A 16,775-nucleotide genomic window follows, 5' to 3' on the forward strand; every position below is an offset into this window, starting at 1 on the left:
TCAATGTCACACACCGGATTTGCGGCCTTCTCAGACTCCGAGAGGGCTGCGGATCCGCTTCTACCCCGACCTCCCGGTGCCCTCCGTCGTTTTTGGGCCCGACACCCCTATGCTCTAGACGGAATTCTTGCTGGCGGGTTTCTCGTTTTTGCTCTGGCCTTTCTCTTTATCTCCCTCGTAGATTGGTGGGGCTCCGACCCCGTTTTAGTACTGACGAAGATACTTCGAGCTGTCCTCGTCACGGTGGCACTCACCTGTGCCATCCTGTTCCGCCGCAAGTATCCGCTGTGGGGAATGGGGGTGCTGTTTGTGGCCCTCATATTTCCGGTTCTTGGCCCGGAGCTTACCGATATATTCGCGGGGGCTATTCTGGTGTGGTCGCTCCCCATCTATTCTTCCCTGCGAACGGCGTGGATTGGATACGGTGCCTTTTCTGTCGCGATTTTTCTTGCAAATCTGGGCAGGGGAGTTATACGAGAAGGGGTTCAAAACGGGTCAACAGAGGGATTCACACAGATGCTAGTGGAGGTGGTCCAGTCAAGCCTTATCGTTTGTGGCATGTTTCTCATTATTTTCTTGGTGGGGGTCAATATGGGCAATCGTCGCCGATACCTGATCGCCCTTCTTGACCGGGCTGAACAACTGGCCCGAGAACGAGACCAAAGAGCTCTTCTGGCGGCTAGCGCGGAGCGGGCTCGCATTGCCCGTGAGATGCACGATATAGTAGCGCACTCTCTTTCCGTCATGATTGCGTTGGCTGACGGGGCTGCAGCAAGCACAACTCGCAATCCCGGGGCTGCTCAAAAGGCGATGTTGTCGAGTGCCGAGACCGGGAGGGGTGCGTTGGCCGAAATGCGTCGCTTGTTGGGGGTGCTCTCGGTGAGCCAAGAAGAGTCGCAGGAGTCCGTGGAGCGGGTTCCGCAGCCGGGAGTTAAAAACATCCTTACGCTGGTGGACAGTTATAGAGATGCCGGTCTGAACGTGCACTATAGGGTTGAGGGAGAACCTGCCATTGATCAGGGACAGCAGCTCACCGTCTACCGTGTGGTTCAGGAGTCCCTCACAAACAGCCTCCGGTACGCTGGGGTGGGAGCCTCTGTAGATGTTTCTCTGTGGTTTTACCCCGGCGAGACTCGAGTTGTTGTTGTTGACGATGGAACGGGAACCCCGGGAGTGAGGACTTCCGGTAGCGGTCGAGGTCTGGTCGGTTTGCGTCAGCGGGTAGAGATTTTTGGTGGAGAGGTGAGCGCCGCCAAGTTTGGTTCCGGCTGGAAAGTTGAGGTCACGATACCCTTTGCTTCGAAGCCTTTTGATACCGAAGAAATGCAGAGAGGGTTAGCATGATGTCACACACACCATCCGGCACCATTCGGGTGCTTTTGGTCGATGACCAAGAACTTATTCGTAGGGGATTTCAGCTGGTTATCAGTAGCGAGGACGATCTTGAGGTTGTGGGTGAGGCGGGGACGGGTGCCGCCGCTGTTGAGGCCGCGGGGCTCCTGCAACCCGATGTGATCCTGATGGACGTGAGAATGCCTGAGATGGACGGCATTGAGGCTACGCGTCGCATTGCTCGTCTTCATCCCAACAGCCGCGTCATCATCCTCACCACGTTTGACCTTGATGAGTATGCGTTTGCCGGGATTCGTGCGGGGGCGAGTGGTTTCTTGCTTAAAGACGCAAAACCCGATGAGCTATTGAGTGCCATCCGGGCGGTGCATGCGGGAGACGCGGCTGTTGCCCCGCGTATTACCAAGCGGATGATTGAGCTTTTTGGTGATCAACTTCCCCAACCCGGCACGGAGAATGACACCCAAGACGTTTCAGGGCACGGGACCGGGAAACTTGACGTGCTCACGGAGCGGGAACGTGAGGTGTTTATCGCGATGGCTCAGGGGTTGAACAACAGTGAGATTGCGCAGACCCTTTTCCTGTCCGAGTCCACGGTAAAAACCCACGTGGGTCGGGTGCTACTGAAACTTGAGCTGCGTGATCGAGTTCACGCCGTTATTCTTGCTCATCAGCTTAAACTGGTGTGAATCCAGGAGAGAAGTTCCCTAGCGTCTTTTTTGCTGGCGGGGTTTCCCCCTCTTTTTTGTCGTTCCATATGTGCGGCCCCGCGTCTTCTCTGTACTCGCCCGCGCTTTTTTGTTGCTGGTGCGGCGGGATTCGGGGGTGGATTGGGTTCCGCGTGAGCTTTGCGCGGTACGGCCACGGACGATCCCAATGAAGTTATCGATCGTGTTATCGGTTTTTTCTTCTAACCAGGCCAGACTCACTAGAGCTTCTGAAACATCTCTGAGCGGTCGATAGATGAGATCTCCACGGGAGTGAAGGCGGGCAACGGGCTGCGGAAGTACCAGAAGGCCTGTCCCCGCCGCTACGAGTTCAATGGTGTCTGCGATAGTGTCTGGGACGTATGTGTTGTTGTGCGCGGGAGTAATAGCACGAGGCCAATCGGTTCTTGCATCCGGGTTGTTGAGGAGGAGGAAGCCCGTGAGGTCGGCAACCGAGACACTATCCAGTATCGAAATCTCATGTTCTTTGGGGGCAATGACTACCGTTTTCTCGCGGTAAAGGGGAATAAGCTTTAACCCTTCGGCGGGTTCTGCATCGCGCACTATACTCACCTGCGCCCGACCGGAGTACAGCACTTCTATCTGCTGTGGGCTGTCCGTTTGAACGGATCCTAGGCGGATTTGAGGATACCGTTCGTTCCAGGTGCGAAACCACTTAGCGGGAGAGGCGCCGCGGATAAAGGCCACGGTAAAGTCTGCGCTGGCGGATGGGCCTAAAGACTGTTCTGCTGTGTCCGCGCTGTCGCTCACGAGGTTCCTTAGAGTGGTGCGCTTGGGATGAGGGATCGTGCGCAGACAAAGAAAAGGGGTCTGCCCAGAATAGCACTCGTGTGAGCGTCGTTATTAATCGGGGTTTTGTCGGAGGGTGCGTGGCAAGATGAAGTGTGTACATTCTCGTTTCTGCCTCGCCCGAAGATCGGGGGCGTGTCACTCTGCGGCAGGTGAGTGCAGAGGGTCGGGTTTTCGACTCGCACACCGTTGACGAGGGCAACTTTGCGGCCACGGTAGAGCTCCTGAACGAAGACGACGTGCGTTGGGTATGGAGCGATACCTCTTATTGGTACCCGAAGCTCCTGCGGCAAAGTGTGGAGGTTCTACGCTGCCATGATTTGCGTCTCTGCCACGTTATTCTCAAAAACTCAGAGTGGACGAGGGGGGCTTCTCGTTTCGAGGCTCCCAACCCCTTATGGGAGGGTATCGCTACTCCGAGTGCTGCCAACACAGGCGCAAACACTCTTTTCGACGGGGAAGAAAGCTTTGACGGGTTAGCTTTGCAGGGTGCGTCCTCTCCGATCGATTTCGATGAGTCACTTCTTGAATTCCGTCGTCAACTTGAGGTCGTGGCCGGGAGCAGATACTCCGAGAGGTTAGCCCTCTTGCTTGTTGCTGAGTCCGCCGGCGCATTGGCAGCCGCTGAAATGCTGCATTATGGGATACCCTGGCGAGCGGATGTTCACGCACGGCTGCTGAGTGATATTCTGGGGCCTCGCCCGCAGCGCGGTGAACGTCCCGCACAAATGGAGCAACTGGTGTCCCGTATCCGTAAGGCTCTGGACAACCCCTCGGTGAACCCGGATTCTCAGCAGGATCTCCTGCGCAGCCTTAAACGGGCCGGTCTAGCGGTATCCAGTACCAGCAAGTGGGAGCTTCGCGATATTAAACATCCCGTTATCGAGCCCCTGCTCAGATATAAAAAACTCTCACGACTCTACACCGCAAACGGGTGGAACTGGTTAGACACCTGGGTGCGGGACGGTCGGTTTCACGCGGAATATATCGTGGGCGGGGTGGTTACCGGGCGCTGGGCTGCCCACGGTGGGGGCGCGCTTCAGCTTCCCGCTGTGGTGAGGCCCGCTGTTGTTGCGGATCCTGGATGGAAACTGGTGGTGGCCGATGCTGCTCAGCTTGAACCCCGTATCTTATCTGCGATCTCGGGAGACGTGGCGATGGCGGATGCCGGACGGGGGCAAGACCTCTACCAGGCCCTGGTCGATCGGGGTGTTGTAGACACCCGTGAGCACGCCAAAATTGCGATGCTCGGGGCGCTTTATGGGTCCACAACCGGCAGGAGTGCCTCGCTGATGCCTCGTCTTGTGGCCGCTTTTCCCCGCGCCCTTCGTCTGGTTGAAGATGCTGCGCGAGAGGGAGAGTCGGGTGGGATCGTCACTACCTGGTTGGGGCGGAGCTCTCCCTCGCCTGAGGGTGAGTGGTGGGTCGAACTTATCAGAAATCCAGAGTCTCCTGCTGAGCCAAGGCGGGAGAAGGCTCGGAGCAAAGCTCGCGCGTGGGGGAGATTTACGCGCAATTTTGTCTGCCAGGGGAGTGCGGCGGAGTGGGCACTGTGCTGGTTGGCCGGGTTGCGTACTCGTCTTACGCAATTGGGTGATTCTCGGGCTCGTCCCTACCTGGCTTATTTTCTGCACGATGAGGTAGTGGTGCACACCCCCGAAGAATACGCGGAGGAGGTCGTTGAACTTGTGCGGGAGGCGGCCGCAGAGGCCGGTCGTTTACTTTTTGGCGTTTTTCCTGTGGAATTTCCGGTGGAAGCAATCATTGCCGATAGTTATTCTGATGCCAAAAAATAACCGAGATTGTTCTTACGTCATGCAATAGTTATTGCTATGTTAAGAATATCGCGTAAGAACCCTTGACCCGGATCGTTAGGTAGGGAGTATTCTTTGCTGATAGGCCGCAGATTATGGGTGAGAAAGGGGATGGATATGCCGCATGTGACCCGTGGTGTAGAAACGATTGATGAGTATGTTGATCGGCTTCCTGACGAGAGACAGGGACCTTTTGAACGATTGCTCGCGATTATTCGCGAATCGATTGATCCGGGCTTCGAAGAGCGCATGATCTATGGGATGCCCGGATGGGTGGTGCCCTTCAGTTCATTCCCCGCTGGATATCACGCGGCACCAGGTTTACCCGTTCCTTTTATTAACCTGGGCAACCAGAAGAACTATATATCGCTGTACCATCTGGGTTTATACACGAGACTAGAGGATCTTGAATGGTTTAAAACCGCTTATTCTCGCACCGGATTTCCCCTCAATATAGGCAAAAGCTGTATTCGTTTGGAAAGTATGAATAAGATTCCCTACGAACTCATTGGTGAGTTGGTCGGCAGGATCGGCATGGATGATTATCTGCACCGTTATGTAGAGTCGCGCTCCTCATCGCTGTGAGGCTACGTGTGTTTAAAGCCTGACGGGGGTGTGATGCGTTGGGAGAAACTCGCGCACCACACCCCCGTCAGTGAAGCTATTAGGCGTTACGGCGTGGTGTAACCGCCGTGAGTGCCCAACCCAGGAGTCCGATCATAAGGCCCGCTCCCATGGCAAAAGCTGCAACACCGTATGAGACCACAGAGGTGAAGAGCGATGCTCGTAAGAAAGAAGCGTTCATGGCCACCGCGCGGATCGGGTCATTCTGTTCGAGCTCAGCATAGGTTTTGCCACCCGTCATTTCCAGTGTGTGGACATTGATGATGTCAGCCTGAGCGAGGGCGGTAAAGGGTCCTGCTACCTGGGAGCCTCCCAGGAATGCGGCGTCCTCACTCACCGTTATCTCCTCAGCGCGAAGCTGGGTGGTGACAACCCCCCACACGACTCCACCGGCAACTATCATGACGGCCCCCGCAAGAATTGCCAGGAAGCCGATCCATCGAACAGCGCGGAACTTGCCGTTTCCGGCGGTTGCACTTCCCGTGGCAGGGCTCTCCGGAGCAGTGATGTCGGTCATGTTTTTCCTTTCATTGGGGCCGCAACGCGATGTGCGAAGTGGCCGATCATGGGCACAGGGAAGTTGTGATAGAGCTACGAAGCTGTAGAAGAAGAATGCTCAATCTGTGGTTGGAAAAAACCAGGACAAATGTTTTGTCTATTGCTTGTTCGCAATAAGTGATTATAAGTATATTCTATACCTAATTGGGGTTGAGTGTTGTATCGGCAAGATTTTTGGGGGGTTTGTTTCAATTCTGATATTGATGGATATTGCGGGTCTGTCCTGTGGTTGAGCGCGGAGCAGTATCGACCGCATTGCCGTTGCAGAATCGACACTGCTCATTGGGAGAGCAGCAGCGTGGTGGCGATCTCCGAACGTAATTTTTGACTTCCCTGGGGTGTGCCCGCTTCGACCACTGATTGGTGCGTCAACGGTGTCGGATTGACTCTGGACTCAATGATTGCCCGCGGTGCGTATACGTATGCTCCCTTGACTAAATGTGGTGGCGAATTCACCGCGGCTTCCACCGCTGACCCGTTCGGTACTGTTATTGGACTGATGCGCAGCCCTCATTGGGTATGCCAAAGCTAGGCTCTGAGGTCATTGCTTTTTGTGCAAGATGACTTGATAACGATGCTCATCGGATTTGATGGAATTTGTCTTCGGTTGAAATTGACGTGAGGTGGTGGTCAGGCAGCTTGCCAATGCTATGGTTCCTCGGCATAACACAAAGGAACGATACGGAAAATCATAGAACCCCGCGGTGTAAAAGCTATGTGAGTGCTCTTGCGTCTAGTTCCAATGAATTTATCCTTGCTCATATTGCTAGCCACCTAGTAATATGGTGGCTAATGAATAATACAGTTGGCATCAAACAAGAACTTCTGCTGTCTCGCATCGGTGACGATGAGTCGGCCCGATTGGTGATGACGGTACTCACTACAGCGCGACGCATCGATGCGGCCTGTGCCGAATTGCTCGCCCAGCATGACCTGTCAGAGGGTCGCCTCGCGGCGCTCCTGGCGATATCTGCCGAACCGGATATCACGCCACGAACGTTGGGAGATCGGCTCGAAGTTACCTCAGCGACAGTTACCGGGCTGCTGGATCGCCTCGACCGAGACCGGCTGGTCGAGCGTAGTCCCCACGAGACCGACCGTCGCACGCATATGCTGAGGGTAACGGCTGTCGGGGAGTGGCTTCTCTCTCGCCTTGTGCCGGTCTATGCTGATTGGCTCGACCGGCTTGGGGCGGGGATCGACGCGGACGAACGTAGCGGTGTGGCTCTTGCTCTGGCTGAGATGCAGCGGAATCTCACTGTGCAGCGAAGCCTCACCACTGTGGTAGACGGATGAGTGAGCGCGTGGCACGTAGTCGCACCGAGATCGACGCGGTGCGTCTTGCTTCGCTCAACGCGGGTACCTCGTCTTCGCGCACGCTCTCTGAAGCTCTCGCTATCGATCACACGGTGTTGCTTCGAGCCGTGCTTCCTGACGCAGGGGGCAGGTTGCGCGTTGAGGTTGCCGAGGCGCAGGAGCGCGGTATCCTCAAACGAATGACGCTTATTGGTGCTGCCCTGGCCGATCGTCTCGCCGAGGAAGAGGTTGGGCGCTTGGCTGATCACCCCTCCGATACTGTGCGCGGTTGGATCTGTTTTCTCATCGCAGCCCGTACCGCGGCTGGCCCTGCTGTGTTACTTGATCGGCTCCGGCGGTTCGCCGATGATGAACATTTCACTGTGCGCGAATGGGTATGGATGGCAGCGCGTTCGACACTCGTCAGCGATCTTGACACCAGCATCGACCTGCTCACCGGTTGGACGAACGACCCGTCTGAACGGGTGCGCCGCTTCACTAGTGAAGCGCTTCGACCGCGCGGCGTCTGGGCGGCACACATTACCGTGCTCAAAAAACAACCGGAACGTGGCGAACCGATCTTGCACCCCCTTCGAGCCGATCCGTCGCGCTATGTGCAGGACTCAGTGGCGAATTGGATCAACGATGCTGCGAAGACTCGTCCGGATTGGGCTATCAAGCTGTGTGACCGATGGGTCGATGAAAACGACGATGCTGCCACCGCTCGAATCGTGAAGCGCGCTCTGCGCTCCGTGAATTATTCTCCCGCACGCCCATAGAGAATTAGTCAGCTGCTTGATCGCCAGCTTGAGTTCGTGCTTACTCAGGTTGAGGCGGGGAAACAAGTCCGAGAGACACACGCGTCGACTGTGCCGTGTTCCGCGTATTCACAGAGGATGGGGGGACTTTCATCGAATGCCCAGGCCGCTTCCCACGCCTCCATGACACGACTCGGGTTGTTGTTCGGGATCGAAAAGTTTGCACGGAGTAAAGGCCCACGCCCGAAGAAGCTCAGGCCGAACAGTTGATCGTACGGATTGAATACACAGTGCGCGATGGAAGCACAACCGTGCGCGATGTAGGGTCTATTATTTTGCATCTACACAGGGCCGCTGGCATCTGATATTCACGCACACAGACCCACTCCTGTTTGCTCGGCTCCACAACCCAAAAACCCGGAGTCGCAACACCGTTTGTCAACGATGTTGCGACTCCGGACAAAAGTACGGGAGAAGGGACTTGAACCCTCACACCTTGCGGCACAGGAACCTAAATCCTGCGTGTCTACCAATTCCACCACTCCCGCGGGCGTTAACAATCATAGTGGTAGTTCTGGTGTTCAAGCGACAAGCCCCGGTTCTAGGGGCAGCTCCCAGGCCCAGCGTCGATAGACCGAAAAGGTACGGACGGGTCAGTGTGTGTGAGGCGGCAATGTTCCTCGCAACGCAACGCAACGGATCGGATCGGATTGCATTGCATTTCCTAGCTCCATACAGATCATAAAACTTAATTGAGAACCGGCTCCGATGGGTATGAAACACAAACACGACGAAGACTGTTTATAGATGAGGTGATGGGAGCGTTGTACACGTGATTGCATCGCTCAGGAACCTCTCGATCAGTACCCACCGGCTGATTGGACACGACCACTTTTGCGGCCACGCTATGCGCGTATAGTCGATACCTTGAGCGTGCAATCGCACTCACTGGAAGGTGAAGAAGTCTTGTGGCAAAACCGTCTGAGCGTGGGTGGTGGCCAAAGAAGCACGCTTGCGATGCTTTTTTGCGGCAATGTTTTACTTATTAAATTTAGCTACTTTTAAAATTCAAGTTTCTGAAAGATTTCTGTTTTAAATAGTACTTCAGCCTAACCTTTGGTTACAATTGCGTTGAAATATTTTACGTTTTTTGAAGTTAAACACGAGCAAAGAAGAGGAAACCTGTGAAAAAGATTACTAAGGCTACATTTTCTACCGGAGCAGCTATTTTGTTACTGATTGGTTCTGGTGGCACACTGGCCTATTGGAGTCAGACATCACACTCAGCGCAAAGCGATATAACGGCGGGAAACTTGCAGCTAGCAGCTAAGGGAACTCCCACATGGAAGATTAAGCACGCAGCGGGTGCAGAAAGCACAGTAGCCGATATTGCCAAGCTGCGTATTGTGCCGGGGGACACACTTACATACACTTTCCCCGCCGAGATCACGGCTCAGGGTAAAAATTTGCGTTTCCAAGTTGGACTCGCGGATGGTGCGGTGGCAACGCCTACTAATCCAACGGCTGCGGATACTGCTTTGGCGGGCTTTTTGAAGGCGAACGCAACTTTTACCGTTGATAACGCGACAGCTTTGAAAGATATAAACGGTAATGATGTGCCGAACGTTTTTGAGCACAAGGTAGACGAGTCAAAAACTTATGCAACGACTATTACGGCATCCATAAATTGGCCTTCTGTGGGGGATAACAACACAGGGAAGGCCGGCAAAGTGAACCTGTCGCAATTTTCTCTAACCGTCACACAAATTGACGGTTCTTTGTACTAATCGCAGCCTTCACACCAGCACCAGTCTGGTATCTGGGCAATTTTTATAATCGGGCATCACACTTTAAGAATAATGAGGAAGTGACCTATGGTTTCGGCGACAAGGTTCGGTCGCTCATGGCGGCTTTTACGTTCACTGATGCTTGTGACCGGTATCTGTGGTATCGCAATAGTTTTTGGGCTTAGCATTGCGGGTGAAACGTATGCGCAACTCAGTTCTAAAATTTCAAGCAAAGGCCCAATAACAATTCAAGCCGGTACGTTGACCCTTGCAATCAATGATTCTAGTTCTGTACAGCTTGGTGACTGGCAGATCGGTCCGAGTAAACCTGTTGCCAAGGCTTTTAAGATTACAAATACCGGCCACGTTGATACCACTATCAACGCTCAGATTCAAACAGGGAGTAAATCGCCCGACCTCGTAAATCATGCAAACGCGAGAATCACCAGTGTGGCAGACGCGAATGCGTGTAAGGTCGGTCTTGTTGTATAACCCTTAAAACTTCTGAGCGGGTACACCATGCCAAAGAGTGACAGTGTGATCAAGGCTGGGGCTTCGGGTTGGTATTGCTTAGAAGTCGCTTTGCCTACAAGCTCTCCAGCGAGCGTGAGCGGTCAGTCACTCAACTTCACCGTGACAATTAACGGTACTCAATCTCAGGAAAAGGCAAGTTGACCCGATAATGAGACAGAAAAACAGGCGCTGGTTGGCTGGTGGACGACTTTTTATTATTTCAAGTGTTACCGCGTTTCTTGTTGCACTGGGTGGTGGAAGTTGGGCTTACTGGACAGCCACGGTCTCGGCCTCAGGTGTGTTGACTACCCAGAAAGTTGAGGTAGCACAGGAAAATTTTTCTAATCTAGCGGCTAGCTACACATCTACTGCTCGCACGAACACTGGCGTGTTCACGGTTATGAACAGGGGACAGGTAAAGGGTGTTGCGTCAGCGAATATCTCTGCTCCTGAGGAGTTAGCCAAAGATTTCTCTATTCGGGTATGGCCTGTGAATGCGGCCAATGCATGTACGGCTGCGGTGAATATCCCCTCATCTGCTCTCAGCGGTACGTGGTATGCCCCGCCCAAGCTGGAAGCCAATCTGGATGCTGGAGCGAGCGTCATATATTGTGTGCGTACGACAATCGTTGATTGGAACAAGATCACCGCGCCCGGTCAGAAGATCGAGCCGCAAATCAAACTGACGATCACGAGTGAAGACGGTTGGGTCGCAACCGCGAACCCAGCGAAGAACACTCAGACAACGCAGGGCAGGTACCCACTCATAACAAAACCTCTTGGAGTGGGTTTGTACACAATTAGCAGCAAGGGGAACGAAACGTTTTGCCTTGATGTCAGGAAGGGTTTGACGGAGAACGCGCCCATTATCTCCTGGAAATGTAATGGTGCTACAAACCAAGCGTGGGGGTTCACTCCTGTGTCTGCTTTGGATCTGTCGCTCCTCTTCATGAAACCGAAGCATGCAACTGATCGTAATCTCACCTATACGGAGAAGGGTGATCTTGGGGGGCTCAAGCTTGGAGAGATGTTTATTGAGAAAGCCAACCAAAATAGCGAGAAACAGAAATGGTATGTTCGGGAAGGACCAGGTTTCCATCAAATCGAGAGTGCTAAAACAGGTCTGTGCATTGGCTTGAGTAGCAATGGGGGAAACGATGAGAATTATATGTCAACCGTTTCTTGTGGTGACGCATTAGCGCAGCTTGTCATTAAAAAAGCGAATATCACGTTCTCTCAGAGCTACGATACTCTTCGTTTCACATTTGGAGATTCCACGTTTGATACGGCGGTGAGGCTCCAGCGTTGGGACGGTTCGGCTTGGTTAGACACGGGAAGCTTTGCGGACGGTATGCCATACCTGGAGTATGCGTATACAACCTCGGATGCGTCGTTGGGAAGTTACCTTCCGGCTGATACCAGTTCTTTTCGTGTTATCGCATCCTCTGGAGAGATCCTGTGGGACGGTATCGAGCTGAATCGTGCAGGGGTAGAAGTAACGTTGAAGAGCGACGGGATGGGTTAGAGTTGCGTTTACACATTACTGCGGGGCTCTTAGTCGCCGCGTTGAGTGTGGCTGGGCCTTTTGTTGAACCGGCTTTTGCTTCTCACGAAGACGCTATGGTGTCGGTCGATGGCGTAGGCTATACCAGCGACAGTGTTCTGCCGATCTTTAATACGATGGGTCTGGTTGTGCCGGGGGATCAGAGAACGGAGTCTGTTTGGGTGCGTAATGGTAGCACAACCGACGCGATTCTTCGCCTGGATCTTCTTGCCCCTATCTCGAACAGTGCGGCTCTTGCCGAAAATTTCTCTCTCACCGCGTCACCTCACCGGGGTCGTGTATCCGGCCAGGTGACGATTAAGCGCGGAATTGATAACGGTGAGTGTACCGTTCTCTCTGACGGGATAAAACTTGGTGCCGGAGAGAGTGTCCAGTTGGATATCTCGGCTGCGGTAAGTCCTAGCCTGACCGAGAGAGAGGGTGCGTTAGAAACGGTGTCATTTGGCCTGCGTGCAGTTCTGCGAGATGCGCAAGCTCAAGGACTATCATCGTCTATTGGTCAGGCGTGTACTGACGCGAGGGTCTTCACGAGTCGCGATAAAACGCATGAGGGCGGCCTGTCTGTGACGGGTGTCTTTTTGCCACAGGTCAGCGTTGTGCTCCTCTGTATTGTGACCGGTTTAGTCCTGTGTGTTGGCGCTTCGCGGAAACGGAAGAGCTCGAGCGGATAGAGTGCGATACCCAAGAAAAAAGGTTCATCCGGGAAAAACACGTGAACAATTCGGATACGTTAATCGACATCACCGCAAAAGCTCACGAGGGAACAGTCAGGGAGCACGGCGGCGCCACGACACTAATCACGTTGCAAGGGGTTTTGTTGTTCTCAAGTCACTTGCAAGCGGTCTTTTGGTGGGTGTCCTGCTGGTTCTTATCGGTGTTGGGATCGCTGCCATCGCGGTGCCTGCGCTAACCGGCTCTACAGCGCTCACGATTAAAACCTCCTCTATGGAACCGTCTTTACCGCCGGGTACTATGGTCATTATTCGGAGCACTGACCCTGAAGATATTAAGCCGGGAGAAGTTCTAACCTACCAGCTTAAAAGCGGTGAACCTACCCTGGTGACTCATCGAGTGACGCAGCGGCAAACACTCGCCGATGGAACCCCCGTTTTTATTACGAAGGGTGACGCTAATGCACAACCCGACGCTACCCCCGTGCGTGAGGTGCAAGTCACGGGAACGGTCTGGTACTCAATACCCTATGTAGGGTGGGTTGCTTCTTTTATGATGGGCGAGAACCGAACCTTTGTGGTCACGCTTACCGTGGGGGCTCTGCTCGCCTACGCAGTCTGGATGGTCATCTCAAGTCTTCGAGAGAACCGGGTTAAAAAGCTCCGATAGCGTGTGATTGAGGCGTTCAGGTACGGAGCCTTGGTCTAAGCCGTTGGCTGTGTAAGCCGCTTTACAACGGCGATAACAGAATCAACTATTTCCTCAATGTCCCCACTCATCTGGACCTTATTGATGTCTAGGTTAATTGCCGTGTTGAAGTAGATGCCGTCACTGATGATTTGAATTGTGCGGGCGAGCTGGGGGTCCTGAACAGTGTCGAGAATAACCGCGTACCAGGTCTCGTTGATCTGCTGGAGTACATCGCGTGCTTCCTGCGAGTCTTGGGCGAGGCGTACTGTGGCGATGAGACTCCGGTCGAGGGGGCTGTCACTGTTAACGGAGGTGCGGATAAAATGCTCCACGGCACCGGAGCCGGCGTTGCAGATATCACTAATGTCTTCTTGGGCTAGCACTTTGAGCTGTTCGATGAGCCCTTGAGAAAGCGCGTCTTTCGATGGGAAATGATAGAGGAGACCACCCTTGGAAACTCCAGCGACCTTGGCGACGGCATCAAGGGTTGCTGCTCTATGGTTGCCTTTGAGAAGAAGAGAGGTGTAAGCATCGAGGATCCGGGAGCGTGCGTTTCCGTCGGCTCGGTCACTGAGTGGGGGGGTGTGTGTGGGCATATTCCTCATATTTTATGCTCTCTGGGCGTCAGCTGTGAATCTTAAAGAGTCTACTTTATACTATACCGGACGGACGGTATAGTTGTAAATTATTGTCTGGCAAATCCATGAATTTAGCGTTGATTTACCAGGTAAATAACATTTATTGAGTGATTACGACCAGCGAAAATTAGAAATTAGGTAAAAGTGTCTCGCGCATTCGAAAACCGTATCAGTAGTCAGCCGCCTCAGCGTGCTGGTGCCAGAGAGTGGATCGCCCTGGCGGCGTTGATGCTCTCCGTGATATTAGTTTCGGTTGACAATACGGTTCTGAGCTTTGCTTTGCCGCAGATAGCGGAAGCGCTGGAGCCTACCGCAGCTGAACAGCTGTGGATCATTGATATTTACCCACTGATATTGGCCGGTCTGTTGGTTACCATGGGAAGCCTGGGTGACCGTATCGGACGGAGGCGACTGCTTCTCATTGGGGCAACCGGTTTTGCCCTGGTCTCGATACTTGCGGCCTTCTCTGCGAATGCAGGCCAGCTTATTGCTGCCCGCGCTGCCTTGGGCTTTTTCGGGGCAATGCTTATGCCCTCTACTCTTTCGCTGCTTCGTAGTACCTTTCTTGACCGTGAACAGCGGCGATTGGCGGTTGCTATCTGGGCCACCTGTTTTGCTGCGGGTGCTGCCCTGGGGCCACTTGTCGGGGGGATTCTTCTTGCACACTTTCCCTGGGGATCGGTATTTCTGCTTGCGGTTCCGGTTCTGATTCCGATGCTTATTGCCGTGCCGCTTCTTGTGCGCGAATCGCGTGACCCCAACCCCGGGCCAATCGATCTTGTGAGCATATTGTTCTCCATGGCGGCGATGTTTGGTGTGGTCTATGCGATTAAGCATTTTGCCAGCGAGGGACTTGACGTTATCGGCGTGGCATCTTTTGTTGTCGGCGTGACGTTCGGATACCTTTTTGTGCGTCGTCAGTTCAGACGTCCAATACCGCTGCTCGATATCAGGCTGTTTAGTGATCGAATGTTCAGTGGTGGAATATTGGTGAATCTTCTCAGTGTGATTGCTCTGGTTGGCTTCCTCTTTTTCGTGTCACAACACCTCCAGATAGTACTGGGATTTGATCCCTTTACCGCGGGTCTAATCCTTGTGCCCGGATTGGTGATCATGGTCGTGTCAGGACTTGCGGTTGTTCCCCTCTCGCGTCGGGTATCGCCACACGTCGTGGTCACTCTTGCGTTGCTGCTCTCCGCTGCTGCCTACGCTCTTATCGCGATAGTTCCCCAGAGCCCGAGCCTGGAGGTGGTGCTCATCGCATTCTCCCTGCTGGGCCTGGGAATCGGCGCTGCTGAGACCATCTCAAACGATCTCATTCTTAACGCGGCACCACCCAACAAGGTAGGAGCTGCCTCTGCCCTCTCGGAAACAGCCTATGAGACAGGAGCCGTTCTCGGAACCGCCCTACTCGGTGGAATTCTCGCCGCGAACTACCGCCTGGTTCTCGTTTTGCCTGAGGGAGTGGAGGCAGGTGATAGCGCTGCCGCCCATGAAACGCTGGCCGGTGCTTATAATTTGTCGGAACGAATCGGAGGTGAGCTCGGCCGTCAAATTATGGATGCTGCCGTGGCGGCCTTTGAGAGCGGTGTGACCATTACCGCAACTATTGGAGCCCTGCTGATGGTGGTCGCGGCGCTTGTCGCCTGGCGCAAACTTCGGGTTCGTGCCGACACCAACTCCATCACACAACCGTAACGAAGAGGCACTGCAGATTGGTGTATCCCTCCAGCACGATTCCCTGTCACCGTGCTGAGCGCTGTGAATCGGGTAAGAAGGTTCGGTGAGACGGGTGAGTGCGGTCGGGTGGCTCTAGTTTCTCCTCCACAGGGGAGTAGGCTAGAGCCACCGCTGGTTATGCTGCAATTTGTAGTATAAAAATGGGGTCATTTAATGCCGCCTCGCCGAAAAACTCTGGAGAAAGACTGTGCCACAAGAGATCAAGCTTGCCGTTATACCCGGCGATGGGATTGGCCCCGAGGTTATTGCCGAGGCCAATAAAGTGCTCGACGCCGTTTTGCGCGACTCCGGCATAACCCTCACCCGCACAAACTTCTCCCTGGGAGCGGATCGGTATCTAGCTACTGGGGACACCCTGACTGATCAGGATCTGGGGGCTATCAAACAGCACGACGCGATCCTTCTGGGGGCCGTGGGCGGGACTCCGGGTGACCCTCGGCTCGCCCAGGCCAATATTGAACGGGGGCTATTGCTGCGGCTTCGCTTTGAGCTAGACCACTACGCCAACGTACGCCCGAGTGTTCTTCTGCCCGGTGAAACCAGTCCACTCAGCCACCCGGGCGAGATCGATTTTGTTGTTGTGCGCGAGGGAACAGAGGGTCCCTACGTGGGTAACGGAGGTGCCATCCGACAGGGAACCCCCTTCGAGATCGCAAATGAGGTATCGATTAACACGGCTCATGGTGTGGAGAGGGTGGTGCGCTACGCTTTCGAAACGGCGCGCAATCGCAAGCGTCGCAGGCTCACACTGGTCCACAAAACAAACGTGCTGGTTTTTGCGGGTTCCCTGTGGAAGCGGCACGTGGACACGATTGCCCACGAGTTTCCCGAGGTTGCGGTTGACTATCTACACGTCGATGCGGCAACTATCTTTCTGGTCACCGATCCTGCTAGATTTGACGTCATTGTTACAGACAACCTCTTTGGCGATATCCTCACCGACCTGGCCGGTGCAATCAGCGGCGGCATCGGCTTAGCTGCATCGGGCAATATCAACCCCGATGGTCACTTCCCCAGCATGTTTGAGCCGGTACACGGCTCCGCGCCGGATATTGCGGGTCAGCAGAAGGCCGACCCCTCAGCCGCGATCCTTTCGGTAGCGCTCATGCTCGACCACCTCGGACTTTCCGAGCAGGCAGCCCGGATCCGTAATGCCGTCGAGCACGACGTGGCTCATCGTGCGGGACAGTCCACCCGTACCACCGATATCGGTGATCGTATTGTTCGCGCTATTCGCTTAGATAACCAATAAAT

At 54.2% G+C, this 16,775-nt stretch carries 16 protein-coding genes and 1 tRNA gene; 13 read left to right on the plus strand and 4 right to left on the minus strand.

Annotated features, from left to right (window positions below):
• The first annotated feature begins 3 nt into the window (after positions 1–3).
• On the plus strand, positions 4–1,344 hold the full coding sequence (locus FrondiHNR_RS02690) for a histidine kinase (RefSeq protein ID WP_279353706.1): 1,341 nt from the start codon (positions 4–6) through the stop codon (positions 1,342–1,344).
• Positions 1,344–2,039, plus strand: a complete 696-nt coding sequence (locus FrondiHNR_RS02695; RefSeq protein WP_279353707.1) for a response regulator transcription factor — start codon at positions 1,344–1,346, stop codon at positions 2,037–2,039. The genes FrondiHNR_RS02690 and FrondiHNR_RS02695 overlap by 1 nt, the downstream gene beginning before the upstream one ends.
• An 18-nt stretch (positions 2,040–2,057) precedes the next feature.
• On the opposite strand, the gene FrondiHNR_RS02700 is transcribed toward FrondiHNR_RS02695, so the two are convergent.
• Positions 2,058–2,828: a LysR substrate-binding domain-containing protein gene (locus FrondiHNR_RS02700; RefSeq protein WP_279353708.1), complete on the minus strand. Its 771-nt coding sequence runs from the start codon at positions 2,826–2,828 to the stop codon at positions 2,058–2,060.
• A gap of 134 nt (positions 2,829–2,962) precedes the next feature.
• Here FrondiHNR_RS02700 and FrondiHNR_RS02705 point away from each other — a divergent pair, with 134 nt between their 5' ends.
• The gene (locus tag FrondiHNR_RS02705; RefSeq protein WP_279353709.1) at positions 2,963–4,663 is read left to right on the plus strand and encodes a bifunctional 3'-5' exonuclease/DNA polymerase; all 1,701 of its coding nucleotides are present in this window, start codon (positions 2,963–2,965) and stop codon (positions 4,661–4,663) included.
• 135 nt (positions 4,664–4,798) lie between these two features.
• Entirely contained in the window at positions 4,799–5,266 is a 468-nt protein-coding gene (locus FrondiHNR_RS02710; RefSeq protein WP_279353710.1) for a DUF1801 domain-containing protein, read from the plus strand.
• Between the two features lie 79 nt (positions 5,267–5,345).
• On the opposite strand, the gene FrondiHNR_RS02715 is transcribed toward FrondiHNR_RS02710, so the two are convergent.
• Complete coding sequence (locus tag FrondiHNR_RS02715) at positions 5,346–5,822, minus strand: aromatic ring-opening dioxygenase LigA (protein ID WP_279353711.1); 477 nt, start codon at positions 5,820–5,822, stop codon at positions 5,346–5,348.
• Positions 5,823–6,655: 833 nt separating this feature from the next.
• Between FrondiHNR_RS02715 and FrondiHNR_RS02720 the strand changes: the two genes are divergently transcribed.
• The gene (locus FrondiHNR_RS02720; protein ID WP_279353712.1) at positions 6,656–7,159 is read left to right on the plus strand and encodes a MarR family transcriptional regulator; all 504 of its coding nucleotides are present in this window, start codon (positions 6,656–6,658) and stop codon (positions 7,157–7,159) included.
• Between the two features lie 8 nt (positions 7,160–7,167).
• A complete protein-coding gene (locus FrondiHNR_RS02725) occupies positions 7,168–7,938 on the plus strand; it encodes a HEAT repeat domain-containing protein (RefSeq protein WP_279353713.1) in 771 nt (256 codons plus the stop codon).
• Positions 7,939–8,383: 445 nt separating this feature from the next.
• Here FrondiHNR_RS02725 and FrondiHNR_RS02730 read toward each other — a convergent pair.
• Positions 8,384–8,465 (minus strand) — tRNA-Leu (locus tag FrondiHNR_RS02730).
• A 636-nt stretch (positions 8,466–9,101) separates the two neighbouring features.
• On the opposite strand from FrondiHNR_RS02730, the gene FrondiHNR_RS02735 reads away from it, so the two are divergent.
• The 5 genes from FrondiHNR_RS02735 to FrondiHNR_RS02755 all read left to right on the plus strand — a co-directional run bounded on the left by FrondiHNR_RS02735 (position 9,102) and on the right by FrondiHNR_RS02755 (position 13,122).
• Entirely contained in the window at positions 9,102–9,704 is a 603-nt protein-coding gene (locus tag FrondiHNR_RS02735; protein WP_279353714.1) for an alternate-type signal peptide domain-containing protein, read from the plus strand.
• A gap of 87 nt (positions 9,705–9,791) precedes the next feature.
• Positions 9,792–10,196: a TasA family protein gene (locus FrondiHNR_RS02740; RefSeq protein WP_279353715.1), complete on the plus strand. Its 405-nt coding sequence runs from the start codon at positions 9,792–9,794 to the stop codon at positions 10,194–10,196.
• Between the two features lie 190 nt (positions 10,197–10,386).
• The gene (locus FrondiHNR_RS02745; protein ID WP_279353716.1) at positions 10,387–11,742 is read left to right on the plus strand and encodes a ricin-type beta-trefoil lectin domain protein; all 1,356 of its coding nucleotides are present in this window, start codon (positions 10,387–10,389) and stop codon (positions 11,740–11,742) included.
• 2 nt (positions 11,743–11,744) lie between these two features.
• On the plus strand, positions 11,745–12,452 hold the full coding sequence (locus tag FrondiHNR_RS02750; protein ID WP_279353717.1) for a hypothetical protein: 708 nt from the start codon (positions 11,745–11,747) through the stop codon (positions 12,450–12,452).
• Position 12,453: 1 nt separating this feature from the next.
• A complete protein-coding gene (locus tag FrondiHNR_RS02755; protein WP_279353718.1) occupies positions 12,454–13,122 on the plus strand; it encodes a signal peptidase I in 669 nt (222 codons plus the stop codon).
• Positions 13,123–13,157: 35 nt separating this feature from the next.
• Here FrondiHNR_RS02755 and FrondiHNR_RS02760 read toward each other — a convergent pair whose 3' ends face one another.
• Entirely contained in the window at positions 13,158–13,739 is a 582-nt protein-coding gene (locus tag FrondiHNR_RS02760; RefSeq protein WP_279353719.1) for a TetR/AcrR family transcriptional regulator, read from the minus strand.
• Between the two features lie 186 nt (positions 13,740–13,925).
• Between FrondiHNR_RS02760 and FrondiHNR_RS02765 the strand changes: the two genes are divergently transcribed.
• Together FrondiHNR_RS02765 and FrondiHNR_RS02770 are read left to right on the plus strand one after the other, a co-directional pair.
• On the plus strand, positions 13,926–15,479 hold the full coding sequence (locus FrondiHNR_RS02765; protein WP_279353720.1) for an MFS transporter: 1,554 nt from the start codon (positions 13,926–13,928) through the stop codon (positions 15,477–15,479).
• Between the two features lie 229 nt (positions 15,480–15,708).
• On the plus strand, positions 15,709–16,773 hold the full coding sequence (locus tag FrondiHNR_RS02770) for a 3-isopropylmalate dehydrogenase (protein WP_279353721.1): 1,065 nt from the start codon (positions 15,709–15,711) through the stop codon (positions 16,771–16,773).
• Positions 16,774–16,775: the final 2 nt, after the last annotated feature.

The sequence above is a fragment of the Lysinibacter sp. HNR genome (assembly GCF_029760935.1).
In the GTDB taxonomy this organism is placed as follows: domain Bacteria; phylum Actinomycetota; class Actinomycetes; order Actinomycetales; family Microbacteriaceae; genus HNR.

Excerpts from the sequence above, each read along its gene's own strand:
- FrondiHNR_RS02760 (WP_279353719.1), bottom strand. The coding sequence starts at position 13,739 with ATGCCCACACACACCCCCCCACTCAGTGACCGAGCCGACGGAAACGCA.
- FrondiHNR_RS02745 (WP_279353716.1), top strand. The coding sequence starts at position 10,387 with ATGAGACAGAAAAACAGGCGCTGGTTGGCTGGTGGACGACTTTTTATT.
- FrondiHNR_RS02740 (WP_279353715.1), top strand. The coding sequence starts at position 9,792 with ATGGTTTCGGCGACAAGGTTCGGTCGCTCATGGCGGCTTTTACGTTCA.
- FrondiHNR_RS02720 (WP_279353712.1), top strand. The coding sequence starts at position 6,656 with ATGAATAATACAGTTGGCATCAAACAAGAACTTCTGCTGTCTCGCATC.
- FrondiHNR_RS02695 (WP_279353707.1), top strand. The coding sequence starts at position 1,344 with ATGTCACACACACCATCCGGCACCATTCGGGTGCTTTTGGTCGATGAC.
- FrondiHNR_RS02710 (WP_279353710.1), top strand. The coding sequence starts at position 4,799 with ATGCCGCATGTGACCCGTGGTGTAGAAACGATTGATGAGTATGTTGAT.
- FrondiHNR_RS02715 (WP_279353711.1), bottom strand. The coding sequence starts at position 5,822 with ATGACCGACATCACTGCTCCGGAGAGCCCTGCCACGGGAAGTGCAACC.
- FrondiHNR_RS02690 (WP_279353706.1), top strand. The coding sequence starts at position 4 with ATGTCACACACCGGATTTGCGGCCTTCTCAGACTCCGAGAGGGCTGCG.